This window comes from Providencia sp. PROV003, from assembly GCF_045040775.1.
GTDB lineage: Bacteria > Pseudomonadota > Gammaproteobacteria > Enterobacterales > Enterobacteriaceae > Providencia > Providencia huashanensis.
On the sequence record NZ_CP096369.1, the window covers coordinates 1,574,233 to 1,595,252 of the forward strand.

General features: G+C 41.2%; 18 protein-coding genes and 1 tRNA gene. 5 read left to right on the forward strand and 14 right to left on the reverse strand.

Going from position 1 to position 21,020, the window contains the following annotated elements:
• Nucleotides 1–36: 36 nt before the first annotated feature.
• The gene (locus M1F14_RS07275) at nucleotides 37–930 is read left to right on the forward strand and encodes a LysR family transcriptional regulator (protein WP_042846177.1); all 894 of its coding nucleotides are present in this window, start codon (nucleotides 37–39) and stop codon (nucleotides 928–930) included.
• A 232-nt stretch (nucleotides 931–1,162) separates the two neighbouring features.
• Here the strand turns inward: M1F14_RS07275 and M1F14_RS07280 are convergent, their stop codons facing one another.
• The 5 genes from M1F14_RS07280 to M1F14_RS07300 form a co-directional block, all read right to left on the reverse strand.
• Nucleotides 1,163–1,558: a DoxX family protein gene (locus M1F14_RS07280; protein ID WP_042846175.1), complete on the reverse strand. Its 396-nt coding sequence runs from the start codon at nucleotides 1,556–1,558 to the stop codon at nucleotides 1,163–1,165.
• Between the two features lie 255 nt (nucleotides 1,559–1,813).
• On the reverse strand, nucleotides 1,814–2,113 hold the full coding sequence (locus M1F14_RS07285; protein ID WP_042846174.1) for a YqjK-like family protein: 300 nt from the start codon (nucleotides 2,111–2,113) through the stop codon (nucleotides 1,814–1,816).
• Entirely contained in the window at nucleotides 2,100–2,507 is a 408-nt protein-coding gene (locus tag M1F14_RS07290) for a phage holin family protein (RefSeq protein WP_181468752.1), read from the reverse strand. Before M1F14_RS07290 ends, M1F14_RS07285 begins: the two co-directional genes overlap by 14 nt.
• Nucleotides 2,508–2,513: 6 nt before the next feature.
• Nucleotides 2,514–2,819, reverse strand: coding sequence for a YqjD family protein (locus M1F14_RS07295; protein ID WP_042846171.1), 306 nt, complete (start codon nucleotides 2,817–2,819; stop codon nucleotides 2,514–2,516).
• Between the two features lie 236 nt (nucleotides 2,820–3,055).
• Nucleotides 3,056–3,724 (reverse strand): DedA family protein, encoded by a 669-nt coding sequence (locus tag M1F14_RS07300; RefSeq protein ID WP_042846170.1) that lies wholly within the window; start codon nucleotides 3,722–3,724, stop codon nucleotides 3,056–3,058.
• A 614-nt stretch (nucleotides 3,725–4,338) separates the two neighbouring features.
• Here M1F14_RS07300 and M1F14_RS07305 point away from each other — a divergent pair.
• Complete coding sequence (locus M1F14_RS07305) at nucleotides 4,339–5,298, forward strand: TerC family protein (RefSeq protein ID WP_042846168.1); 960 nt, start codon at nucleotides 4,339–4,341, stop codon at nucleotides 5,296–5,298.
• 266 nt (nucleotides 5,299–5,564) lie between these two features.
• Nucleotides 5,565–6,818, forward strand: a complete 1,254-nt coding sequence (gene sstT, locus M1F14_RS07310; protein ID WP_048606197.1) for a serine/threonine transporter SstT — start codon at nucleotides 5,565–5,567, stop codon at nucleotides 6,816–6,818.
• A gap of 77 nt (nucleotides 6,819–6,895) precedes the next feature.
• Here sstT and M1F14_RS07315 read toward each other — a convergent pair whose 3' ends face one another.
• From M1F14_RS07315 to M1F14_RS07325, 3 genes are all read right to left on the reverse strand, one after another.
• Complete coding sequence (locus M1F14_RS07315) at nucleotides 6,896–7,456, reverse strand: carbonate dehydratase (protein WP_042846165.1); 561 nt, start codon at nucleotides 7,454–7,456, stop codon at nucleotides 6,896–6,898.
• Nucleotides 7,446–8,363 carry a GTP cyclohydrolase FolE2 gene (folE2, locus tag M1F14_RS07320; protein WP_042846163.1) on the reverse strand — a complete coding sequence of 306 codons (918 nt, stop codon included), beginning with the start codon at nucleotides 8,361–8,363 and terminating at the stop codon, nucleotides 7,446–7,448. Before folE2 ends, M1F14_RS07315 begins: the two co-directional genes overlap by 11 nt.
• A gap of 150 nt (nucleotides 8,364–8,513) precedes the next feature.
• Entirely contained in the window at nucleotides 8,514–10,535 is a 2,022-nt protein-coding gene (locus M1F14_RS07325; RefSeq protein ID WP_042846162.1) for an NADPH-dependent 2,4-dienoyl-CoA reductase, read from the reverse strand.
• Between the two features lie 242 nt (nucleotides 10,536–10,777).
• Between M1F14_RS07325 and M1F14_RS07330 the strand changes: the two genes are divergently transcribed.
• Nucleotides 10,778–11,374 (forward strand): GNAT family N-acetyltransferase, encoded by a 597-nt coding sequence (locus tag M1F14_RS07330; RefSeq protein WP_042846161.1) that lies wholly within the window; start codon nucleotides 10,778–10,780, stop codon nucleotides 11,372–11,374.
• Between the two features lie 60 nt (nucleotides 11,375–11,434).
• On the opposite strand, the gene M1F14_RS07335 is transcribed toward M1F14_RS07330, so the two are convergent.
• Entirely contained in the window at nucleotides 11,435–12,508 is a 1,074-nt protein-coding gene (locus tag M1F14_RS07335; protein WP_042846160.1) for a dihydrodipicolinate reductase, read from the reverse strand.
• Between the two features lie 359 nt (nucleotides 12,509–12,867).
• On the opposite strand from M1F14_RS07335, the gene M1F14_RS07340 reads away from it, so the two are divergent.
• Nucleotides 12,868–12,944, forward strand: a tRNA-Ile gene (locus M1F14_RS07340).
• Between the two features lie 370 nt (nucleotides 12,945–13,314).
• Here M1F14_RS07340 and M1F14_RS07345 read toward each other — a convergent pair.
• The 5 genes from M1F14_RS07345 to M1F14_RS07365 are packed head-to-tail and all read right to left on the reverse strand — an operon-like array spanning nucleotide 13,315 to nucleotide 20,307.
• A complete protein-coding gene (locus M1F14_RS07345) occupies nucleotides 13,315–14,439 on the reverse strand; it encodes a hypothetical protein (RefSeq protein ID WP_181468751.1) in 1,125 nt (374 codons plus the stop codon).
• Nucleotides 14,436–14,699: a PAAR domain-containing protein gene (locus tag M1F14_RS07350; protein WP_006662121.1), complete on the reverse strand. Its 264-nt coding sequence runs from the start codon at nucleotides 14,697–14,699 to the stop codon at nucleotides 14,436–14,438. The genes M1F14_RS07345 and M1F14_RS07350 overlap by 4 nt, the downstream gene beginning before the upstream one ends.
• 12 nt (nucleotides 14,700–14,711) lie before the next feature.
• Nucleotides 14,712–15,677: a DUF6396 domain-containing protein gene (locus tag M1F14_RS07355; RefSeq protein ID WP_181468750.1), complete on the reverse strand. Its 966-nt coding sequence runs from the start codon at nucleotides 15,675–15,677 to the stop codon at nucleotides 14,712–14,714.
• A gap of 3 nt (nucleotides 15,678–15,680) precedes the next feature.
• Nucleotides 15,681–17,597 carry a phosphatidylserine/phosphatidylglycerophosphate/cardiolipin synthase family protein gene (locus M1F14_RS07360; RefSeq protein ID WP_181468749.1) on the reverse strand — a complete coding sequence of 639 codons (1,917 nt, stop codon included), beginning with the start codon at nucleotides 17,595–17,597 and terminating at the stop codon, nucleotides 15,681–15,683.
• A gap of 1 nt (nucleotide 17,598) precedes the next feature.
• Nucleotides 17,599–20,307, reverse strand: coding sequence for a type VI secretion system tip protein VgrG (locus M1F14_RS07365; protein ID WP_181468748.1), 2,709 nt, complete (start codon nucleotides 20,305–20,307; stop codon nucleotides 17,599–17,601).
• Nucleotides 20,308–21,020 lie beyond the last annotated feature (713 nt).

Genomic DNA, 21,020 nt, shown 5'->3' on the forward strand with positions numbered 1-21,020 from the left:
GTTTCCTTTATTCAAATTTCCTGAAAGAGATACGTCATGAGTAAAGAGAGAGCATTAACGCTTGAATCATTAAGGGTGATGGATGCAATCGACCGGCGTGGTAGCTTTGCAGCAGCGGCAGAAGAGTTAGGTCGAGTACCTTCCGCGCTTAGTTATACCATGCAAAAATTAGAAGAAGAGCTCGATGTCATTTTATTCGACCGTTCAGGACATAGAACCAAATTTACCAATGTCGGTAGAATGTTGCTGGATAGAGGACGGATTCTACTTGAGGCGGCCGATAAATTGACTTCGGATGCTGAGGCCTTAGCAAAAGGGTGGGAAACACACCTGACAATAGTGTGTGAAGCATTAATTCCAGCTCAGTCATTATTTCCTCTGGTTGAACGTTTGGCTGAGAAATCAGAAACACAATTATCATTAATTACTGAGGTGTTAGCAGGGGCATGGGAACGCCTTGAAAGTGGTAAAGCGGATATTGTGATTGCCCCTGATATGCATTTTCGTTCTTCATCTGAAATTAACTCGAAATCGTTATATACCATTAACCATATTTATGTTGCGAGCCCTGATCATCCTATTCACCAAGAACCCGAGCCGCTTTCAGATGCGGTACGAGTGAAATATCGAGGGATCGCGGTTGCAGATACTGCGCGAGAACGCCCAGTGATCACCGTACAATTATTGGATAAACAGCAGCGATTAACAGTATCGACAATTGAAGATAAACGAAATGCATTGCTGGCAGGGTTAGGGGTGGCAACTATGCCATATCCAATGGTTGAGCAAGATATTCGAGAAGGGCGCTTAAAAGTTGTCGGGGCTGAATTTAGTCATGAGACGAATATTATTATGGCGTGGCGCAGAGATAGTATGGGGGAGGCTAAGTCGTGGTGTCTCCGAGAAATCCCCAAATTATTTAGGGTGTAAACTCGTTATATTTTGAGCCGTAGGGGTGTTGGTTTCATTGAGTCACCCGAGTCACATACTTATGTATGCTCACGGGATGACTCAATTTGCTGCCTACCGAGGACACCTCACTAAGTGATTTTCTCTTCACTGATTCAATACCTTTATTTTAGATAAAAAAATACCTCCCGAAGGAGGTATAAATTGGACAAAAAAATCAAATAAATTCACAAGGGTGATAATGAAATCGGAGTTACCATTTTTTATTTAATAAATGGTCGATACTAAATTTACCCGGACCAGTGACTGCTAACAGTAAGAAGCCGCCCGCAATCGTGAAGTTCTTCATAAACATTAGGCTGTTTGGTGCAACACTAAAGTCAATGTGGAACAGCAATGCTGTTAGTACAGTAAAGCCTGCTGTAAACAAGGCAACAGTTCTGGTTAAGAAACCAAATAGGATTGCTAAGCCGCCGCCAAATTCTAATAAAATGGTTAAAGGTAATAAAAACCCAGGGACGCCCATTGCTTGCATATATTGTTGTGTTCCTGCATAAGCATCACCTAGTTTCCCGTACCCAGCGACAATAAATAGGATTGGCATCATGATACGAGCCAATAATATCGCACCATTTTCTAAATTTTTCATCGAGACTCTCCAGACTAATAAGCTATTAAATTTTATTAAATTGCGATATATGTCGCTTTGTAGTGTTGTTTTCAGCATTAATAGGTAAGAAAACATTTGATGCACTTATAGTAGTGATTTATTTATTCAATAAAAAGCAAAGCTTATTAACAAACAAGTACAAAAAAATTGAATGATAAATAAATTGTTGGAGTTGATTTCAGGAAAGGGGGTTTTTATTAACCTATAGCGATTAATTGATTTCAAAATAGAGGATTATTTTTTACTTGCGTTGAGGGTGCTTTGTACTGTTCGAGCCAAACTCCAAATTGTGAGTGCTTTTTTACCTAACCGTAAAAGTTTTTGAGGCTTTTTCAATGAGTAGATTGACAGTATTCCTGTTGCGGCAATAAACAGAGGGCGGAAGGTAATAAAAAATTTCCATGTGCGGTCGTAGCGTTCAGTGGTTTGTAGCCAATCTTTAGAAGAAGCAGCAAGGTCACTCCGTTGCTGCTCAATCCTTTTGATTAACATTTGTTTTTTGGTGGCTAATAATTGGCGCTTATTTCTGCTCATTATCCTTTCCCGCTAAAGCATTAGCATCTTGGCTTAACTGCTCTCGAGTAGAACCCAATAACGTTGATTGCTTCGCTTTTTTTAATGCCCAAAGGGCAAAAATAATAGCGAGTATGATCAGACTCCCTGTTGTCATTGCCAGTGCTTGATAGCGATAGACGGGGTCGACTGACCAAAAGATTAAACCGATTAAACACATCAAACCAAAAGCAGTAAATAGGAGAGCTAGCCCAACTAACAGTAATAGTTGAATAAAGTTGATTTTCTCCTCTTCAAGCTCAACGGCAATAAGCTGAAGACGAGTTTCAACAATATTCACAGTGATACTTGCGATACGTTGCAATATTTCAAGGACCCCTTTCCCGGGGCCCTGACGTTGTTGGTTTTGTTCCATATACGATTAACGTTTAGCGAGTAATACGCCAAGAACAACCCCGACGGCTGCACCAATACCGATGCCTGTCCACGGGTTTTCCTTCACATAGTTATCCGCTCGTCCCGCGATTTCCTTGGTTTGTTCTGTGATCCGCTCAGTGGTTTGGCTGAGTTTAGCGCGTGATGAACACAATGCATCTTTTGCCTTGGATTTTAGGCTTTCAATCTCTTCTTTCGATTTTTCACCGGTATCATTGAGTACCGCTTCCAGAGAATCTGCTAAAGCCCGTAATTCCGCACGTAAGTCTTCTGATGAATGGTTAGCTGACATGTACAACCTCCTGTTAATAGAAAAATCGTAATTGCTGTATTAACAATAGCTTTTTTTGTACTAAGTGCAATGGATTATTTAGGCCAAGTGTATGTAACAAAGGAAAATTTACATAATGAAATGATTAAGAATAGTTTTTTATCAAGGAGTTAAGGAGGTAACTCTTTGATAAATTAACAGAGGGTAAATAAAAGTAAAACTAAAAATATGGGGGCTAATAGACCCCCATCGTAGATTTAGTTTGCTTTTTTGCTTGAGAGTTTTTTCTTTACAACAACAGCAATACTACCGATTAAACCTATAATCAGCAGACCCACAGGGATTAACATCAAGACATTCATAATATGATGTTCATACTGCAGGAAAATAGGGCTTTTACCAAACCCATAGCCAATAGCGGTTAAAATCAGAACCCATAGTAGACCACTTAGCCAGTTAAAGACTTGGAAACGGCCATTCTGCAAACCTGCAAGGCCCGCGATGGTGGGTAATAATGTTCTGACGAAGGCTAAAAAACGGCCAACTAATAATGCAGCGAGGCCATGGCGATGGAAAAGCCCATATGCGCGCTGGTGGTAGTGTTCTGGTAAATGTGCAAGCCACCCTTTAACTAAGCGTGTATTCCCTAACCATCGCCCTTGTATATAACCAACCCAGCAGCCTAAGCTTGCCCCGGCAGTTAAAATTGCGATCGTCAGTGGATAACTTAGCGTACCTTTAGCGATGAGCACACCGACTAGAATCAATAAGCTATCGCCAGGTAAAAAAGCCGCAGGCAAAACCCCGTTTTCAAGAAACAAGATAGCGAACAGCATGAAGTAAATCGACCAGACTAACGCGGGGTTAGACAGGGTGACATAATCTTGGTGCCAAAGGGCAAAAAAAAGTTCTTTAACTAATTCCATTAATGTTTCCTAAACGGCAATAACAGCAACAAACTTGTTGTTGGGCAGGGAGAAATGGATTAAGTGAATGCCAAAGTGAAAGTGTTGTTTCCTCAGGCTGTTAGTGTAAAGCACGCTCACTTTAACAAAACAGAAAATAACTAAACAGTAAATTTTAAGCTTATTTTTAGAATTCATTTAAGTTTTGGCTTATTTTTACAATTTATCGCTCATTGTATACAGGTTTAAAGTGCTTAAAACCCGCTTTTAGCCTATTTTTTAGATGATAAATGTGAAATATGATTGTTCTTTCATTTTTTAATGTGAAAAAAGAGTGATAAAACCCTCGTTGCTAATTATTGCATTTTAAGATTATTTACCGTATCTTATCGCCATAGCAAAGGGGAGTAACTTCTTCTTGTCGGTTTATCGTCATTACGGTGTACAAATTACACCCGGTAGCCGAGCACCACAGTTTCCTAATCTCAGGTAATTTGTGTTGTAAGTGAGACCTTGCCAGAAGGCGAGGTTTGCTCATAATTTACAACCAATAGATAACTCCTTGAGGTTAAACAATTTTAAGCGGCTGATGTCTTCTGGATATCAGCCGTTTTTTGTTTTTAAGGGATAGGAAAATGCATTCAGTCGGTAACCCTGTTTTATGGGGTAGTTTTGCAGTTATTATTTTACTCATGTTACTTATCGATTTGTTTTGGCAGGGAAAACATAAAGGCCAAGCCATGTCGATGAAGCAAGCGGCTGCTTGGAGTATTGTATGGGTGACACTTTCATTACTCTTTGCCGCAGGGTTTTGGTGGTATCTTAATGATAACGTGGGGCGTGAGTTTGCTGATAACCAAACTATCGCATTTTTAACCGGTTATTTATTAGAAAAAGCATTAGCGATAGATAATGTATTTGTCTGGTTAATGCTCTTTAGTTATTTTGCTATTCCAGCAAATTTACAACGTCGTGTCCTTGTGTACGGTGTACTGGGTGCCATCGTATTGCGTACGATTATGATTTTTGCTGGTAGTTGGTTAGTTACGCAATTTAGCTGGATTTTATATGTATTTGGCCTGTTTTTATTATTTACCGGGCTTAAAATGGCATTTGCTAAAGAGGACGATTCCCCTATTACGGATAAGCCTCTGGTCAAATGGGTGCGCTCACATTTACGTATGACCGATGAATTACATGGGGAAAAATTCTTTATTAAAAAGAATGGGATATTGTTCGCAACCCCATTAATTTTAGTGCTAATTTTAGTTGAAATTAGTGATGTGATATTTGCGGTTGATAGCATACCCGCTATTTTTGCGGTAACAACTGACCCGTTCATTGTCTTAACATCGAACCTATTTGCTATTTTAGGGCTACGTGCGATGTACTTTTTATTAGCTGGTGTGGCAGAAAAGTTCTCAATGCTCAAATACGGTTTAGCGGTTATTTTAAGCTTTATCGGTATAAAAATGCTGTTAATTGATATTTTTCATATTCCAACGGCTATTTCTCTTGGGGTTATTGCGTCCATACTAGTTATAACGTTAATTATTAATACAATTGTTAATAAACGAAACGAAGCCAAAAGTTAATTTAGTGGTTTTAGTTGAAGCCTCCGCTGGAAAGTTGGGGGCTTTTTTTGTTTTAACCTTCTGAAAGTATTCACTCATTTTAAAATTCTCTATTCTACTTTAAGAAACAAAACTCTATTGAGATCACAGATGTGTAAAATGTTTGTTAAATAAAGTCAATCATTGTGTATATTTTGAATAATTGCCTTTTCAGGCGACTATTATTCCTTATACTTGCTGTGCAAACACATTTAATTCCTAATAAAGATAACTAATATAGGTCTACTATGGATACAAATAAAACAGGGTTATGGCGAGTAATTAGCCAAGGTAGTCTAGTCAAGCAGATACTGGTTGGTTTGATCGCAGGTATCTTACTGGCATGGTTATGGCCTTCAGCGGCGAAAAATGTTGCCCTACTAGGCGACCTATTTGTTAGCGCGTTGAAAGCAGTCGCTCCCGTGCTGGTCTGGGTATTAGTCATGTCGTCAATTGCGAATCATCGTCAAGGGCAAAAAACCAATATAAAACCGATACTGGTTCTGTATATCTTGGGGACTTTTTTTGCCGCGGTTGTCGCAGTCATTGGTTCTTTCATTTTCCCATCTAACTTAGTTTTAGTGGTGGGAGACTCTCAATTAAACCCCCCAAGTAATATTGCTGAAGTTTTAAAAGGCTTACTGATCAATATCTTTGCTAACCCTATCGATGCATTAATTAAAGGTAACTATGTTGGTATTTTGGCATGGGCGATTGGGCTTGGTATTGCATTGCGTCATGCCAACGATACAACAAAGAATTTAGTGCATGATTTCTCTAATGCGGTGACTCAGTTAGTACGCGTTGTGATCCGTTTAGCACCTGTGGGGATTTTTGGTTTGGTCGCTTCTACCATCGCAACAACTGGTTTTGAAACCTTAAAAGGTTATATCCATGTCCTAGCGGTATTAGTTGGTTGTATGTTAGTTGTGGCACTTGTTGTTAACCCATTGATTGTTTATTGGAAAATTAGGCGTAACCCATTCCCCTTGGTATTTGCCTGCCTGCGTGAAAGTGGTGTAACTGCCTTCTTTACGCGTAGTTCTGCAGCCAATATACCTGTTAATATGGCAATGTGTCGCCGTATGAACCTTCACGAAGATACCTATTCTGTTTCGATCCCATTAGGTGCAACCATTAATATGGCGGGTGCTGCAGTGACAATCACTGTATTGACTTTAGCCGCTGTACATACACTCGGTATCCCTGTTGATATTCCAACAGCTCTGTTGCTAAGTGTTGTTGCTGCTGTCTGTGCTTGCGGTGCTTCTGGGGTTGCTGGCGGGTCGTTATTGCTTATCCCATTAGCATGTAATATGTTTGGGATTTCGAATGAAGTTGCCATGCAAGTCGTTGCTGTTGGTGTGATGATTGGGGTATTGCAAGACTCAGTGGAAACGGGGCTTAACTCTTCAACTGATGTCCTTTTCACAGCTGCAGTCTGCTTAGCCGAAGATGATAGACTGGCAAATTCAGAAGCGCAGTTATCTCATCGTGATTAAGTGTTCCTGAATTTAGATAAATAGGGTAGAGGCTGCGAAAGCAAACTCTACCCTTATTGTTTTAACAGCTTATAGATTTAAAACTCATTACGTAGACGACGGTAGCCTTCAACAAGTTGAATGTTCGTAGTTGCGACCTCTTCAGAGAATTGCAATGAAGCGTGATCAACTTGGTTGAATGCCGATAAATCACTGTATGCGTTCACATGTATGCATGACGGAATATATAAACCATCCGGCAGTGTTAAGCCATCGACGACTGCGTTATAGCGGATCACACTGTTTTTACCAATTTTGCAGTTAAATAAAACGCTATTAAAGCCAATAAACACGCGCTCAGCAATTTCACAAGGGCCATGGACAATTGCTCGGTGCGCAATCGATGTGTGTGAGCCAATTTGTACACCCGCGCCACTTTTTGAGTGAATTACCACCCCATCTTGAATATTTGAGTGTGAGCCGATCACGATGGGGGACATATCTGCATTTTCATTGAGTTCATCAGCACGGATCACGGCATATGGACCAACGTAAACATAATCTTCAATAATCACTTTACCGCAGATAATGGCGGTAGGGTCAATATATGCTTTTTCCGATACAACAGGCGAGTGCCCCGATGGGTTTTTACGCAACATACAGACTCCGTTTCCATTGTGTGTGGGCAATCGCATTATGGGCATGTAAGCTTTCTTGGTGATCAATGTGGATCGTCGCTTCGTCAAATTGGCATTGATGGCGAAAGGCATTCACTAGTTTACGAGCGGCATCTTCACAAAACATCAAGTTCTGCCCATTAACAATAGCAAAAGCTTGTTCATCTTTACGTTTCACCACCGTTTGTACTGGGGTGGAAAGAATATTTTCGATTTGGTTGATTAACTCAATAATAGGAAGCTCTTTATAAGTTGTTTTTAGCTTGATGGTTACCCATGCCCAACTGCGTTGACTGTGTGGTATTGCTGGGACCCCTTGTTTAATCAACCAATCAAGGACTTGAGATTGAGTTAATGTTTGTTCTGTATCATCAAAATCAATCGCAAACTGTTGTTGCATAACTTGGCTGCTGAGTGCGGCAGAGCTTGGGCAAGTTGATGAATAGGGGACTCCGACTTTCAAATAAAGGGATAGTGACTTATCAAATGATGCTGAAATCTCAAACGGATAGGCTTTCCAACCAAATTGAGCTGATACTAACGAACGGCGCGATAATAAAATATCACCATAAAATCGGATATGAGCCTTCGATGAAATAGTTTGATGCGACAATAATACTTGTTCTAATGTTTGCTTTATTAAATCTGGCGTCAGTTCATTTTGTGTTAGGCCATCCAATATTTGATAGAGACGAGACATGTGGACCCCTTTTTGCCCTTGTAGATCAACGCCAATATCGATAGTCGCATTAACTGGGCGGCTTTCAATTTCAATGGGCAAAGCAATCCCTGTCATTCCAACCCAGTCAAGCTTGATATTACTGTGAGTGTCATTTTGTGCTTGTGCGTCAGGCAAAACAGAAGAGGGTAATTCAGTTGAAAGTGTCATAAAGCCTCAAATTATCCATGAAATAATGAGATGTTATAACATAACAATTTGAATTATTAAAGTCAGATAAGAGTAGATAGTCAGGTTGAGCTTAAAGTTGGGGCACAGAAAAGCCCCTTAAGCTAACAGCTTAGCACAAGGGGGAAGAAGTTAAAGTTGGTAAGCTATTTTCATGCCTTGCTCGATGGCTCGGCGTGCATCGAGTTCTGCTGCTATATCTGCACCACCAATAACATGCGCATTAATGCCGAGTTTTGCTAACTGTATTTTCAACGGGCGATAAGGCTCTTGCCCTGCGCAAAGAATGACATTATCAACGGGAAGGCACTGTATTTTATCTTGATAACGAATATGTAGCCCGTTGTCATCAACTCGCATGTATTCAACGCCATTCAGCATTTTTACACCGCGCTTCATAAGAGACAAACGATGTACCCAACCAGTTGTTTTCCCTAAATTAGCGCCAACTTTACTATTTTTACGTTGCAATAAATAGAGGTGACGAGCAGGCTCTATTGGCCGTTTTTGTGGAGGGTATATACCACCTTTAGAGTGAATTGAAGTATCAATATTCCATTCTTCGTTAAATAACGAAGTATCTAAACTGCTACTTTTTCCTGTTTGGGTTAATAGCTCTGCGACATCAAAACCAATCCCCCCAGCACCAATGATAGCGACATTTTTCCCTACAGGGCGTTGTTGGGTAATAACATCTATATAGGAAATGACCTTATGATGGTCTATCCCCTCAAGCTGAATTTGGCGTGGTACAACACCCGTTGCAATAATCACATCATCAAAGCCTGACAAGTTGTCTACATCGGCTTGCTGTTCAAGGCGTACATCCACATTCAATAATTGTAGCTGTCGGCAAAAATAACGGATCGTTTCATGGAATTCTTCTTTACCGGGAATTTGCTTTGCGAGGTTAAATTGCCCACCAATATGATTAGATTTTTCAAATAGGGTGACTCGATGCCCACGTTTAGCGGCATAAATAGCACAAGAAAGCCCTGCGGGGCCTGCACCGACTATTGCCACTGATTTGCTAATCGTGGCTTTTTCGTTAGGATAATCAAACTCCCTGACGGCTTGAGGGTTAACTAGGCAACTGGCTAATTTTCCGCTAAAAATGAGGTCTAGACAGGCTTGATTACAGCCAATGCAGGTGTTTATTTCATCTGCTCGGTTTTCCGCAGCTTTGCGAACAAATGACTCGTCAGCAAGAAAAGGGCGAGCCATGGAAACCATATCCGCTTGTTGATTAGCGATAATTTGCTCAGCTACATACGGGTCATTGATACGGTTAGTTGTGATCAATGGAATATTAACTTTACCCATTAACTTTTGAGTAACCCAGCTAAATGCACTGCGAGGGACTTGAGTTGCAATTGTGGGAACTCTGGCCTCATGCCAACCAATCCCTGTATTAATTAAGCTCGCGCCGGCAAGCTCAATTTGTTTTGCTAGTAACTCTATTTCTTCCCAAGTGGAGCCATCCTCGACGAGATCAAGCATGGAAAGCCGGTAAATAATAATAAAATTATCCCCAACGGCTTCTCGTACTTGACGAACAATTTCAATGGGAAAACGAATGCGGTTTGCATAGCTTCCTCCCCACTCATCGTCCCTATGGTTAGTGCGCTTGGTAATAAACTGGTTGATTAAGTAACCTTCAGAACCCATGATTTCAACACCATCATATCCCGCTCGTTGGGCTAATTTTGCAGTAGTGACAAAATCTTGTATGGTTTTTTTTACTTCATCAGATGTCAGTGCTTTAGGGGGAAATGGAATAATTTCAGCTTGAATAGCACTGGGGGCAACTAATGCGGGGTGCAAGCCATAACGGCCTGCATGTAGGATTTGTAAAGCAATTTTTCCGCCTGCTTGATGAACTTCGTTTGTAATATGCTGATGGAAGGGGAGCTGCTCTTGGTTATTGAGTACAGCCCCATGAGCAGTTAGTGCCCCTTCTGGGCTTGGCGCTATTCCCCCAGTAATAATAAGACTGACCCCATTTTCTGCACGTAAACGATAAAAATGTGCGAGTCTTTCACTTCCTTCAGGATGCTCTTCGAGCCCAGTATGCATTGAGCCCATTAATATTCTATTTTTTAGAACGGTATGGCCTAAATCTAGAGGGGTAAAAAGGTGTGGAAAATTGCTCATTATTATACTCCCATTTCGGGCTCTATTAACAGGTCAGATGAGTTAACTGTAGCCTAATGGGATGATGAATTGGTAATAATGTTAATTTTTTGTGATTTTTATCATGACTTTTAATTAAAAGTGCGGAGTTAATCTAAATATAGCGGAGAAATTTATTATTTTGTCATAAAAATAAATTATCAATAACATTCAAATTAATATTCACGCACAATCAACATTTACTTGTCAGGAACTCACAGCCTATGAAAGAAATTTGCCAAACTATCACTTTAGAAGGTTCACACGTTCGCTTGGAGTTTTTATCTCATCAATACGATCAAGCGTTGTCTGCTATGATCCAAAAGGATGGGCTACATAAGTTATGGTATACCTCTGTCCCTGAACCTGAAAATGTCGCTAAAGATGTGGATAACCGTCTTAAGCGGTTTCAACAAAAAGAAATGTTGCCTTTTGTTGTTATTGATAAAAAAACAGGTAATGCAGTTGGTATGACTTCCTATCTGCGTATTGATAGTGTGGTTAGGCGAGTTGAAATTGGCGCGACATGGTACGGTAAAGAAGTGCAGCGTACAGCGATTAATACTGAGGCTAAATACCTGTTATTACAGTATGCTTTTGAACAATTAAATTGTGTTGCTGTGGAGTTAAGAACGCACTTTTTAAATCAACAAAGTCGCAGAGCGATTGAACGTCTGGGAGCAAAACTTGATGGGGTCCTCAGAAACCATATGCTCACTCGTACAGGGGAACTGCGTGATAGCTGTATTTACAGCATTATTGAGTCAGAATGGCCCGCGATAAAACGGCATTTAGAGTGGCAAATGGTCAAGCCCCGTTAACGATTGCCATTAAATCGGCCAAAAAGCCCACCACTGTGTTTTGGGGTGGGCTAAATAGGCTTATAAATATTCGTGCATTGGTTTGGTCATATAGACGTTATTTGGCATTTTTTCCGTCGTAGTATATCCCGCTGGGCTATTAATCAGTGCAGGGATGCGGTTGACTAAATTGGCACAAGTTAACTCAACTGTCGCTGGGTTATTCACTTCAATAGACGTATCTGGCTCACCAATTAATTGCCAACTATTTTTATCGCATTCATCAGCGGTCAAAATTTTACCAATACATTCTGTTTCAAGGGTAACGCCTTCTGCTGTTTCGGTGATCACAACAGCAGATAAACCGAGTACATCCCCTTTTTTGACGGTCATTTTTAAGGTGTCTGAATAGGTATCTTGCTTGGCGATTTGTGGAACACAGCGCTGAATTTGGCTTGTAATGGTTAACCCTAGGCGGCTACATAACCAACCATTTTGCGTCCACATGTACGGCGGTGCATATTCACCGCTTTCAATTTTTTGTGAGATAACGTCATATGGTAAATCATTGTAGTTACCGATTTGTTGATTAAATTCATTAACAGTTAACCCTGCGCCATGACCAACAGCTAAGGCAATACCGTAATCTTCAACGTTATAGCAACTAGAGCCTTTAACTTTTACTAATTTATGCATTGAACCTGCTAAGGTGTCGATCAACACTCCCCAATACATATCTGGGTAGCCACTCCCTGCTAAGGTACAATTATTTTCTTTGGCCAATATATCAAGTTTTTGGGTTATTTCTGGTGATGAATTCCAAGGGTAAAGCGCTTCCTCTCCGGTTGAAATGGCATTAACACCGTGGCGGGCAAATAAGGAAAATGCATCTTCTAAATCAGCCATCGTGCTCAGTGTGGCAATGATCCCAACATCAGGTTTTAAGGTTTCGAGTGTTTTATCTGCTTCATGGAGTGCTTGGACTTTGACTCCAGTTAGTGCGGTTCCTGCAATTTCGCCTATATCTTTGCCGATTACAGCTTCATTGATATCAAAAGCTGCCACAACTTCAGCGCCATGTTCTTGTAAGTAACGGATTAGGTATTTACCCATTTTTCCGCAACCATATTGAACTGCACGTACTTTTTTCATCATTTTTGTCCTATCAGCGAATTATCTATAAATCATATTGTGAGATCTTGATGAGAAAATTGTTGTTCTATATCAAATGATTGGGGGAAGAATGTTTAATAAGCCTGATTGTGTTTATGCTGTGGTTTATATTTTTAATTTGATATAGATTGATTTTTAATGTCATGGATACTATGAGCATTGGTTGAATTAAAAATGACAAAAATAAACGAGGCTTTATGGCAAGTATGAAAGAATGATAGTTTTTGGTGATGCTATCACTTTGAATTATAAGTGATGCGATTGATTTGAACACAATTTCGCCATACAGTTTTGAAACACTAGACCTAAGAGAAAACTGCACGTATAATCCTTTCCACTTTGGCCCCTTAGCTCAGTTGGTTAGAGCAGTCGACTCATAATCGATTGGTCACTGGTTCAAGTCCAGTAGGGGCCACCAAATTTATTAAGGAGTTAGGTGTTAATCATCTAACTCCTTTTTGTTTTTACCTGATTTTGGGTCAGGTAATGGGTCAGGTAAGGTTTTGGGTCAGAATGGCTCAAGTTACCTAATTCAACACATCCATGCTGACCTCTTCATCAGACATGATACGATCGGTTTCGTCTTCCCTAGAAATTACCAGAACGCCAGTCTTATTTTTGGATAGGTTGACTATACCTGTATTATGATCCAAATAAATGTATTGGCTTTTATTTGTTTTTGTATTGGCATCCAATAGGGTGGGAACTAAACCATGTAGGGTGGTTAGCCTAGCACTCAATGGCATGAATAATTTTATCACTCATAACAGGCACCTCTTATTCATTTATTAACATATTACTTGTTGTAACAATAAGTTATCGTTTTCTTGGCATACAATTAGTTGGTTTTCGTGATTATCGCTGACCAATGACAAGATTGTGCTATGCCGAGCAATCCCACTCGTACCGAAAAAGGCATCGGCATTATAAAATTGGTTTAAGAGACAATGAATATCTTGTTGTACATAGCTTTCAATACATTGGCTTTTGTTTTTATCTGTGACCCCGCTATGCCACACTGAATTTAATTGGTGACCCAGTAATTGAAATTCACATTGTGCTTTCAATGCATCATCGAAGGATTTTACCTCGGTGGATATCGGGCGTAATAGCTTCGCTTTGATAGGTGCTCTTAGACTCTCGTAGAATCCTTGAGGGGCGAGTAATAGACTCGCGGCTTCTTCACTCGCCGTTGAGTCTAATTGAAATGCTAAAATAGCGTATAACTTAGGTTCAAAGGAGTTTTCATACAGTGCCAATAGCCATTCACTGAGAGACATGTATGGTAATATTTCAACAGATTCAAGTGGCAATGATAGGCGAGCAGCTTCCTGCTCAATAAGTTCCGTCCAATTAGTACCACTTTCTTCTGCTTGCCAATACAGTGTTATCGGCTGGGTGAGGGCGTGTTGATGATAAAACGTCGCGATTGGGATAAGCAATTTTTGTATCGCTGTTTCTTGTTTTTCCCATAACGAAAGGGATTTCAAGGCGTTTAGTGTCAATATATTATCTTTATTAATTGGTAAAGAAGATAATGCAATGCCTTCCGGCATCACTTCATCGGCTTGAGTTAATCGAGCATGCGCTAATATTCCAAGGTGCTTGCCTGCCCAATAACGCCATTCTCTGCGAGCGTCATCTAACATATTCGTAAAAAGTTGATGACGATAAGCCGTGATTGAATAAACAAGTAATCGGACGAACAGGATAATGATCACCGGAAGAACAACAAATAAAGCAATTATTTGGTTGTTACTGACTTCACTAGACAATACCCCAATTGAAGATAAATAAGCACCTATGCCAAATCCGATAACACCAATAATCACGACTAAAAACAACCAAAGCATCAAGCGAGGTAATTTAGGCTTAGGTGGGTGCTCTAAAGAGGGAATTTTCCAGCTTATCATGACTGTTCACCTGACGAGGAAAGGCTCGCAATGAGGGTACAGCCACATTCGGTTTGAAAGCCGTTCAATGCCGCTTGGCGACCGGATATTAAAATGCGCGTTGAGCCGGGTAAAATGGCATTGACACCATGTCCTTTTTTAGGACAACTGACTTTATCTCCCACTAAGGCAATGGGCTTACCGTACATCATCGAGCCAGAAGCGGAAATCACTTCGCCGCAATGAGTAGTTTTGTCACCTAATCGAACAAGTGCGCGCATGTTAAGATCCTTTTATTGGTTATCCTGTTGTTTTTTATATTCAAACGTACCATCCCATTCAGGGAGTTCGGCAGGGGGAAGTGGAACGATTTTATCGATATCGGGGAACTTGGCGGTTTCGTCAGAAGCATCCATTTCTTTGACAATTGCTTCATAACGGGCTGAACGAACTGCATCAGGTTTAATTGGTAAATAATAATAATCTTTAGGTGTTGAATTTGGAGAAAATGCTTTACTTAGCATAGAAGCCCCCATTCGATACCCGTTCCTTGCGGAAATTTGAAAAAACTTTAAAGTATTATCAATATTTTTTTCTACATCTCTTGAGTATGCAGCTAAGTTATAACTGGCTTCACCATGTCCTTGTTGCGCGGCACAAGTAAGCATTTTTTTACCAATATCGGGATGATAAGCTGGATTATCGCTATCTGAAACTCGCTGTGATATAAAAATATCACCAATGAAATACTGCGCTTCTGGATTACCTAAATCAGCCGCTTGGCGAAAATAAGCCAAAGCTTTTGTGCGGTCAGCAGCTACGCCATAACCCGTGTCTAGATAATGTCCCATTTGGTAATAACCATAACTGATGTTTAATTTAGCCATTTTTCGGATAATATCCCAGACCTCTTGGGCAGGGCCTTTACCTTCAATCGGGGGGACTTTTCCATAACTGATTAAGTTACTGAGATTCAACATGGCCTTGGGGTGATTACGCTCCGCGGCTTTACGGTATAGAACACCAATTCGCTTATAATCCCGTTGGTGTTTATTGATTTTTTCAAGCTCACGCGCTTGTTTAAACCAAATATCCGCTTCCGGATCAACGGGCGGTAGCGTGTCTTTTTCATACACGCAGGTGAAGGTTAAATCAGGTTCTGTTTTTTGGTTCACAGTGACATCCTTTTTATCGATTGGCTTGCAACTAACAAGTAAAATAGAGCCTAGCAACAATGCAATCTTTGTTTGGATTTTCATAAATTAATCCGAATTCTTTAGACTAATACTTTTGTCTTGAAAAAAAATTAGGGAACTAATCGGTTTTATTTTATTTTTCTTTTTGATAACATTTTCTTTGATAAGATTTGTCCAGTCTTTAAACTCCGATGTAAAATCACTTGAAACACTCCCCGTCCTCTTATGCAATCCCCATAATTTTTCTCTTAACGGCTTCACAATTGGAAAATCATCGCTATCTTGCAATATCACAGCGATTTCACTGTCGAATGCCATGCTGCGTAAATTAATATTGGCAGAGCCTTGAATTAAAAAGGTATCATCGACTAAAGTTAATTTACTGTGTACATACACTTGCTGCCATCTATCGGAATCAGGAGAGACGAGGGTGCAAATCATTGTCTCTAGCCCCTCAATTTTTTCAGGCTGGATGTCATCAGGGCTTTTGATGTTTTCATCTGGAATATGCAGACCAAACCATTTGGGTTTGTACTCATTTTCATACACATATTCTTTCATCAAATCTCGACGACCAAGTTGTTCTAACATCTTATAAGTTTGATAGCCGCCTACCTCATTCGAACTCCCGACAGAGGGTTTTTCCGTTGAATTAGTGACAACAAAAAGATAGAACGGAGGTGGTTTAATGCTTTGTAATTTGCTGTCAGTTTCAGCAGCTTGTAAAAAACGTCGGTTTCGTTCTTCAACCATATCCCGTAAATTGGTCGCTATAGATGACAAACGAAAATATTGGTTTTCAAAATAGATGTAGTTACGGGCATGTTTAACACCATGATCATAGGCTTTTAATATATCGTATTCATCGTGTTGTGGCTGGGTTCGGCAAATTTTTCCGCCCGTGGGAACTAAAGGATTATTCGCTAAAAAGGTGTAATGAGCGTTGAGGTTTTTGATATGCTCAGGTGTCGGGATATAGTCACATCGTGAACGACTTTCTCTCTGTGCAAGTTGCTCTACATCGTCACCTTTGCTGGCGAAAAAACCATCAGTTTTTTTCCACGCCGACACAAAGTTATCATTTAAATCATACAGTAGCTCACCATACACACAGTTTGAGGTATCCTGCCACGCAGTTACGCCATCGCGACCAAGCCATGACTCTTCCTTATAACGAGTGATGGCATGTGCATCTTGATCCCAATATTCCGAGTGCATATTGTGCCCCATCACAAAACCAATCGCATTTTCAGGCTCTTCATAATCGATTAAAACCGCTTTTTGATGATGCGTTGAACCAGCCGCTAAAGCAGCCCAGCGAGCACTTAGCTCAGTTTCTTGACTCGAAAATTGATGATTGGTTCGCGCCGTAACATCTTTTAATCGCGAATCAGGTATACTCATTGCAATATCACGAGTCCGTACTGACAAGTTTTTGACAAGGCCCATATGAACTTTACGGTTCCAAGCGATATCAAACTGATATTGTTTTTGGGTTTGATAATCGAGCTTTGCACCAAAGACAAGAAAATCATTGAGTTGGGATGGCGATATCACTTGTTTCCCCCAACCGGGAAAGCTTTTCTCAAAATGTTTTCCCACATGATCAAACCACACAAGTACACGCACTTGCACACCTTCATTGGCCTTTTGCTCTAACAACTCGCCAATCATCGGATATTGACCTTCTCGGGCATTCGAACTACGTTCAAAATACATAGAGGGTTGAAAGCCCCATGTAATAATATCAATACTTTTTTTCGATTTTCGAATGGCTTCCGCAACGGCGGCAAAGGTTTGTTGTCCATTAATTAATGGTGCATAGGTAAATAAACTCATGGGGTATTTCGTGCGTTCAGGTATCCAGCTTGGCGTCATATGTGCCACCATGCAACTTGATACTGGTATATCAATCATCGGTGGCGTTGCTGATGTTGGGAGTTGAACTCCTAGCGGGAATTGACTCCAATTACCTCCAGACATATTACTTATCCTTTTTGAATGCGGTTAAAAACTCTGAAAGGTTTTGACCCCAAGCATCGCCAATACGTGCATTTTCACGCTCTTGGCTAGGTGCGCTTGGTCTAAATCCAATATTGACTGTAGGCTCGTTACTGTCATCATCTTCAGCAGGTGGTGGCACTGTAATGTCATAACGATCGCCACTGAGTAGGTATAGTTGATAGCTATCTGTGGGAATATCATGGTCAATTTGGACATTACCTTGCGCATCACTTATACCTTTTAAAATAAGCGCTCCGTTGGCATACAGTTCATACGGCTCAAACGCACGCGCCTTCATCGGACTCTGCGGTGAGGAGCTCAGTTGAAAACGCAAGGTTTGTTTTGGCATCGATTGCGGGAATTGCGGGTGAGTGACATCCATAGACGCCGGTCCTTCAACCACCCAATTAGTGGCTTTCACCGTTTGGTTATTGGGGCTACCGTACTCTATCTGCCCACCTTTTAATCGAATATAGGCGCCACCACAGGTCAATAGCAGTTCATCTTTAGCGGCAACGACGGTTTTACCGCCGGTACTAGTGACGGTCATGTCTTTGAGTGAGGTGAGATGCATTTCATCACTTTGAGCTTGAATTTCCACTTTACCTTTTGCTGCAAAGGCTTTGATTCCTAGGGTATGAGCAAATAAGCTGATAGCTTGACCTGCGGCTAAGGTGATTTTTTTACCTACTGAGATATCTGCCTGTTTATTGGCCGTCAGGGTAATGTTTTCACCGCTGTGAGCCTGTACGGTTTTGGGTGAGGTTAAGGCAATACCTGCTGGTGCACTAAGCAATAACGCTGCCTGCTGCAATTCGTTGATGGACTCAGTTAATAAGCGTTGTTGAGCCTTCATGTCTGCCAGCTCTGCTTTTGCGACTTCGGCTGCTTCCCGTAGGGAGCTCACAAGGTTCAACGCATCATCCAATTGCTGCTTGGCTTCGCGCATATCCAGTTGTTCAGACGAGGCTTTTGTGCGTAAATCTGTGCTGATAAACAGCCCTTTTCCTGCTCGAATAGCGCCCCAGCTGTCGGTTCGCAGCTCAAAGCCATCACCGCGCTTTTCACGCCCTTGATTAACCAGATGCCCTAAATTGAGTTGCGATTTCCCCCCGTATTCGGTGCTGAATTTGATGTGTTCTTCCCCGCGTTTGTCTTCCATGCGTAGCTTATTATTTGCCGGAGTACGAATGACATTGCGGGTATTATTTTTGTCGGTGATGTGGTCGGGACGATGCGAGTCATGCAACGCATGAGCGATATACGGCCTATCCGGGTCGCCCTGATGGAACCCAATGGCAACTTCTGTCCCTTGGATTAAGGGGAAGTGCATGCCGTAGGTATCGCCTGCGTAGGGTTTCGCCAGCCGCACAGGCATGCTTTCATACCCAGTGGGCTTTTCATCACGGTCGGCATCGAATTTAACCCAATAAAATCCATGTTCATTTTGATGGGCATAGATATCATGTGGCTTGGCGCTAGTAATCCGCGCCATTAACGTACCTGCAATCACGGGGCGAGGTTTAAGAGCTGGTCGCCAGCACAAAGCTTCGGTGTACGACGTTGCTTCAAACTGCACGACTAAGGCACTGCTGCGGCTACCTGAAAATCGCAGGCGGCTCAGGAGGATTTCAGATTGAAAGTCAGACGGTAATGTTGAAGGCAGTTGGTTATCGGTAATTTTGAGCACCAATAGCGGCGTTAGCATCGGTGAATTACTTTTACCGTACAGTTGAGTTTGACGAACCAAAAAGCGTTCATGGTCAAGGCGTGACCAAAAGTGAGCGGTTTCCGTTTCAGGTTGGTACTTCTCACCGCGCTCAAGGTGACGAGGTTTATAATGGTAGACATCGCCGTAGTGGATGTCCTCTCCCTCACCTCGAGTCATATCCGTTTCAATCGATTGCAGAGTTTGCATCGCTTGGCGGTGATTGTAATCTTTGGTGGTGACACTGCGCTCAACCACTTGATGACGTAGTGATAACCCCCAGACACTTTCTACACCCTCGTCATTCATCCCTGATGGGCTATTGAGAGGTAGCTTGAGGTCATACACATAGGCTCGTTGGCTATCCCCAAAATGAATAACTTCGGTTTTGGTATCCGGTTGCAAACTGAACGAATAGAAAATCCCCACTTCACTTAGCAGGCGTTCAATAAACTGCCAATCACTCTCATTGATTTGGTTAATTTGCTCTCGCTTGGGGTATTGGCGCTGCAAATGAAACTCAAATTCCCAGCCTTTCATGTCATGCTCACGTAAGATGAGGTCAATGACGTCTGGCACGGATTTATTTAAGAAGAAGCGGTGAGTGCGCATTTGGTGGCGTAATAAGGAGACAAACGGTTCTATCACAATTTGGTATTGTGTTTCATCAGCGGAGCCAGACAGCCGCTTGAAGTGGGTGATCACGCCATGAACACGTTTTTGCGGCTCATTCAATGTGTTCAGCATAGCCAATGGCAGGGTAGGCGATGAAAAGGTAAAATCAGCACTGCGGCGTAGAAATTGTTGCGCTTGCAGGTTTTTGTTTGGGGAGGTAAAGGTAATCTGATAACGATAAGTTTCACTAATGGCTTCACGTCCCGTGAAGTGCTCAACGTCTAAGTGGGTCTGGCAACCTTGTACAGCAAGCTGGTAGCGATTATGGGATTGAAACGGCTTAATGACAATGTCGAACAAGCTCATGACGTATTCCTTTCAGATGCTTTGTGGCAACCGAAAATGAAATGCTAGAGTAAGGTTATCCACGCTAATGCCAATTTATTTACCTTAAGCTAACCGATTGTTATAAATAAAAACAAATTTATTATTTAAAAATTTTGACGCATTTAGCATAAAATAGATTTATCTGAATGGTTTTACACGCATAATAAGTTTTTTTGGGAGTTAAATTATATGCATATGGCGGGTTTAACTAACCGTTTGTCTTAATGCTTTACTTTTGGCTGTGGCTTATACTTGGGGTATTAGCGCTAGGTGTTCAGAGTCGTTTAGAAAAGACATATTGTTCCGATAACCGAGTCCAGAAGAAATTCTAAGGTAAGCTGGTGTCCTTTTAACCGTGAGATCCCTGTCGGAAAAATTTTATAGATATTGAGTGGAAACATTTAATAATGATCTTAATACGTTTCATCATTACTCTTTGATTAATCGTGGGGCCTTCTCATGGCAGGGCGATCCATCATCATGGCTATTAAGTATAACATTTACTATGGTTGAGCGAGTATTTGTGAAACGTAGTGATTATCAAATCAACCAACATGGTGCTGATGATTGAAAGCCTTGCTTGTGTGATGGAAGCATTCTGAGTTGGATTTTTATTATTTAAGGCTTGTTATGCTGTAGAAGTACCAAGGCAGGCAACGTGAGACCCATATTGCTTTATTTTGCCTTTTTAG

What these genes read in the sequence shown, in the direction of transcription:
- M1F14_RS07275 (WP_042846177.1), top strand. Translation starts at nt 37, where the DNA reads ATGAGTAAAGAGAGAGCATTAACGCTTGAATCATTAAGGGTGATGGAT.
- M1F14_RS07280 (WP_042846175.1), bottom strand. Translation starts at nt 1,558, where the DNA reads ATGAAAAATTTAGAAAATGGTGCGATATTATTGGCTCGTATCATGATG.
- M1F14_RS07285 (WP_042846174.1), bottom strand. Translation starts at nt 2,113, where the DNA reads ATGAGCAGAAATAAGCGCCAATTATTAGCCACCAAAAAACAAATGTTA.
- M1F14_RS07290 (WP_181468752.1), bottom strand. Translation starts at nt 2,507, where the DNA reads ATGGAACAAAACCAACAACGTCAGGGCCCCGGGAAAGGGGTCCTTGAA.
- M1F14_RS07295 (WP_042846171.1), bottom strand. Translation starts at nt 2,819, where the DNA reads ATGTCAGCTAACCATTCATCAGAAGACTTACGTGCGGAATTACGGGCT.
- M1F14_RS07300 (WP_042846170.1), bottom strand. Translation starts at nt 3,724, where the DNA reads ATGGAATTAGTTAAAGAACTTTTTTTTGCCCTTTGGCACCAAGATTAT.
- M1F14_RS07305 (WP_042846168.1), top strand. Translation starts at nt 4,339, where the DNA reads ATGCATTCAGTCGGTAACCCTGTTTTATGGGGTAGTTTTGCAGTTATT.
- sstT (WP_048606197.1), top strand. Translation starts at nt 5,565, where the DNA reads ATGGATACAAATAAAACAGGGTTATGGCGAGTAATTAGCCAAGGTAGT.
- M1F14_RS07315 (WP_042846165.1), bottom strand. Translation starts at nt 7,456, where the DNA reads ATGTTGCGTAAAAACCCATCGGGGCACTCGCCTGTTGTATCGGAAAAA.
- folE2 (WP_042846163.1), bottom strand. Translation starts at nt 8,363, where the DNA reads ATGACACTTTCAACTGAATTACCCTCTTCTGTTTTGCCTGACGCACAA.
- M1F14_RS07325 (WP_042846162.1), bottom strand. Translation starts at nt 10,535, where the DNA reads ATGAGCAATTTTCCACACCTTTTTACCCCTCTAGATTTAGGCCATACC.
- M1F14_RS07330 (WP_042846161.1), top strand. Translation starts at nt 10,778, where the DNA reads ATGAAAGAAATTTGCCAAACTATCACTTTAGAAGGTTCACACGTTCGC.
- M1F14_RS07335 (WP_042846160.1), bottom strand. Translation starts at nt 12,508, where the DNA reads ATGATGAAAAAAGTACGTGCAGTTCAATATGGTTGCGGAAAAATGGGT.
- M1F14_RS07345 (WP_181468751.1), bottom strand. Translation starts at nt 14,439, where the DNA reads ATGATAAGCTGGAAAATTCCCTCTTTAGAGCACCCACCTAAGCCTAAA.
- M1F14_RS07350 (WP_006662121.1), bottom strand. Translation starts at nt 14,699, where the DNA reads ATGCGCGCACTTGTTCGATTAGGTGACAAAACTACTCATTGCGGCGAA.
- M1F14_RS07355 (WP_181468750.1), bottom strand. Translation starts at nt 15,677, where the DNA reads ATGAAAATCCAAACAAAGATTGCATTGTTGCTAGGCTCTATTTTACTT.
- M1F14_RS07360 (WP_181468749.1), bottom strand. Translation starts at nt 17,597, where the DNA reads ATGTCTGGAGGTAATTGGAGTCAATTCCCGCTAGGAGTTCAACTCCCA.
- M1F14_RS07365 (WP_181468748.1), bottom strand. Translation starts at nt 20,307, where the DNA reads ATGAGCTTGTTCGACATTGTCATTAAGCCGTTTCAATCCCATAATCGC.